This is a genomic window from Streptomyces sp. NPDC057474 (genome assembly GCF_042802555.1).
Lineage (GTDB): Bacteria > Actinomycetota > Actinomycetes > Streptomycetales > Streptomycetaceae > Streptomyces.
The window spans coordinates 1-3,102 of sequence record NZ_JBHVDX010000442.1 but is presented as its reverse complement, the minus strand read 5'-3'; the positions used below and the strand labels follow the sequence as shown (position 1 = coordinate 3,102).

The 3,102-nt window shown below is 69.9% G+C and carries 2 protein-coding genes and 1 pseudogene; all 3 read left to right on the top strand.

The genetic code is table 11. The features are described 5' to 3' along the window. Window positions 1–451, top strand: a pseudogene (locus tag ACFU53_RS47425) (hypothetical protein); the annotation flags it as partial. A 407-nt stretch (window positions 452–858) separates the two neighbouring features. Continuing rightward, the gene (locus ACFU53_RS47420; protein ID WP_384006701.1) at window positions 859–1,905 is read left to right on the top strand and encodes a LacI family DNA-binding transcriptional regulator; all 1,047 of its coding nucleotides are present in this window, start codon (window positions 859–861) and stop codon (window positions 1,903–1,905) included. 142 nt (window positions 1,906–2,047) lie between these two features. Further along, window positions 2,048–3,058: an ABC transporter substrate-binding protein gene (locus tag ACFU53_RS47415; protein WP_384006697.1), complete on the top strand. Its 1,011-nt coding sequence runs from the start codon at window positions 2,048–2,050 to the stop codon at window positions 3,056–3,058. The last annotated feature ends 44 nt before the right edge of the window (window positions 3,059–3,102 follow it).

Here is a 3,102-nt window from a genome sequence, read left to right as displayed (position 1 = left end):
GATGATCGGGGCCGGCCTGCTGCTCGCCGCGGGCGGACTGAGCCTCGCCGAACTCGGCATGGAGGCACCGCCGACGGAGCCGCGCGCGGCCTCCGTGGACGACGTCTCCGACGCGTCCCCGACGGCTTCGGAGGACGACGCCGAGAAGGCCGGCGACGGCTCGGACGACCTGGCCGAGGCCGACAAGGACGGGAAGAAGCCGGATAAATCGGCGTCCCCGTCCGCCTCGGAGTCCGAGAAGTCCGGCGACGAGGAGGGCGACGAGGACGCGGACAAGCCCAAGGACCGCTCGGCCTCCAACGCCACGGCGAGCCCCGCTCCTTCGGCGCAGGACCCGACCTCCGACCCCGAGGACACCGACACCCCGACCACCGAACCGACCGCGGACGACCCCACTCCGGAGCCCAGTCCCTCGGAGACGTGCAAGCAGTTCCTGTGGTGGTGCTCGTAGCGATAACCGCAGGTCAAAGCCCCCGGGCCGGGGTCCGCGCCCGGAGGCTTCGCCGTGCCCCGAACGGCCGTCCCCCACTCGCACCGACTGCTGCGTTATGCAACCGTGACGCCTTCCCTGACGCAGCCCTCTTGACCGCCATGAATTGTTAGCGCTCACAATGACCTCCGCATTCACCAGTCGACGCCCCAGGGCATCCGAGGAGGTACGAGCGCCGTGCCAGCAGCGCCCCAACTCGCCTTACCAGCGGCTGACCTGGGGCTTTCCGGAATCCCGGCGTGAAGCCGACGGCGCGGAACCAGTCGCCCGCCGCACAAGACCCGTCCGTGGCGCGGGACCCATCGCCACCACAGGACTTACCCGCAGCACATGACCTGTCCACCGTCGACCGCCGAGGAGGTGCGGCCGTGACCCACTCACAGCTCCGGCCGCCCACCATGGCCGACGTGGCCCGCCAGGCCGGTGTCTCCCATCAGACCGTCTCCCGCGTCCTGGGGGACCACCCCAACGTGCGGATCGAGACCCGGGCGAGGGTGCAGCGCGCGATCGAGGAGATGGGTTACCGCCGCAACTCCTCCGCACGGGCCCTGGTGACCCGGCGTACCCAGACGCTGGGCGTGGTCGCCTCCAACACCACGCTCTACGGTCCGGCCAGCACACTGTTCGCGCTGGAGGAGGCGGCACGGGCCGAGGGGTACCTCGTCTCGACGGTCAGTCTGCGCGAACTGACCGTGGAGACGCTCTCCGAGGCCGTCGACCGCCTCAGTGACGGCGGTGTGGAGGGGGTGATCGCCCTCGCCCCGCAGCGGTCGGCGGTCGCGGCCCTCGCCGAACTCCGGCACCCCTTCCCGGTGGTGGCCGTGGGCACCGGCTCCGGTTCGGAGATCCCCAGCGTCAACGTGGACCAGGAGCTGGGCGCGCGGCTGGCCACCGGTCATCTGCTCGCCGCAGGGCACCGCAGGGTCTGGCACCTCGCCGGTCCCGAGGACTGGCAGGAGGCGGCGGACCGGACCGTCGGCTGGCGGGCCACCCTCGAAGAGGCGGGCGTCGAACCGCCGCAGCCGCTGCACGGGGACTGGAGCCCGCTGTCGGGCTACCGGGCGGGCCAGGAACTGGCCGGCTGGGTGGGCCGCGGCCTGACCGCCGTCTTCGTCGCCAACGACCAGATGGCCCTGGGGGTGTTGCGCGCGCTGCGGGAGGCGGGGGTACGCACGCCCCAGGACGTCGCGGTGGTCGGCTTCGACGACATCCCGGAGTCGGAGTTCTTCGCCCCGCCGCTCACCACCGTCCGGCAGGACTTCTCGACGGTGGGCCAGCGCAGCATCGCCCTGTTGCTCGACCTGATCGAGGGCCGGACCCCTGCCGGGCCGTCCCGGATCGCCATCGAACCCCAACTCGTCGTCCGCGCCAGCACCTTCCCGTACCTTCCCCAGCCGGGGACCGCTCCGGGCTGACGCGGCACCGAACGACCAAGCGTTTCCCATCCATCAGCGTGGCCGACATTTCGAACAATGATCGACAGGTTGGACGTAGTGCGGCCGGTCCACCACGAGTACCAGCGGTCCGTCCTCGGACCGGCTCTTCAAAGGAGAAGACATGCTCAACAGACGTAACTTCCTCACCGCGGCGGTCGGCGTGGTGGCCGCGGCCGGTCTGACGGCCTGCGCCAAGGAGGACGACAGCTCCACCGGTACCGACTCCGCCGGCGGCGGCAGCAAGAAGATCACCCTCGGCTTCTCCCAGGTCGGCTCGGAGAGCGGCTGGCGCAGCGCCAACACCGACTCGGTGAAGTCGGCGGCCGAGGAGGCGGGTTACACCCTCAAGTTCTCCGACGCCCAGCAGAAGCAGGAGAACCAGATCTCCGCGATCCGCAGCTACATCGCGCAGAAGGTGGACGTCATCGCCTTCTCGCCGGTGGTCGTCACCGGCTGGGACGCGGTGCTCAAGGAGGCCAAGACCGCGAAGATCCCGGTCATCCTCACCGACCGCTCCGTCGAGACCTCCGACGAGTCCCTGTACGTCACCCTGGTCGGCTCCGACTTCACCGACGAGGGCCGCCGCGCCGCCAAGATCCTGGAGAAGGTCCTGGAGACGGCCGGTCACAAGGGCAAGGTGAAGATCGCCCAGCTGGAGGGCACCACCGGTGCCGCCCCCGCGATCGAGCGCGCCAAGGGCTTCAAGGAGATCATGGACGCCGAGCACAAGGACGACTGGGAGATCGTCGTCAGCCAGACCGGCGACTTCACCCGCGCCGGCGGCAAGCAGGTCATGGCGGCCTTCCTGCAGTCCAACCCGGACGTCAACGTGCTCTACGCGCACAACGACGACATGGGCATCGGCGCCATCCAGGCCATCGAGGCGGCCGGCAAGAAGCCCGGCAAGGACATCCTCATCGTCACGGTCGACGGTGTGAAGGACGGCTTCGTGGCCATGTCCGAAGGCAAGATCAACGCCATCGTCGAGTGCAACCCGCTGCTCGGCCCCCAGCTGATGGAGGTCGTCCAGACGGTCCACGACGGCGGCTCGGTCGAGCGCTGGATCAAGACCAAGGAGAGCGACTTCCTGCAGGCCCAGGCCAAGGAAGCCCTCCCCACCCGCAAGTACTGACCCACCGCACCCACCGGTCAGGGAGCCTCCGGCCGACCGAGATC

What these genes read in the sequence shown, in the direction of transcription:
- ACFU53_RS47415 (WP_384006697.1), top strand. Translation starts at nt 2,048, where the DNA reads ATGCTCAACAGACGTAACTTCCTCACCGCGGCGGTCGGCGTGGTGGCC.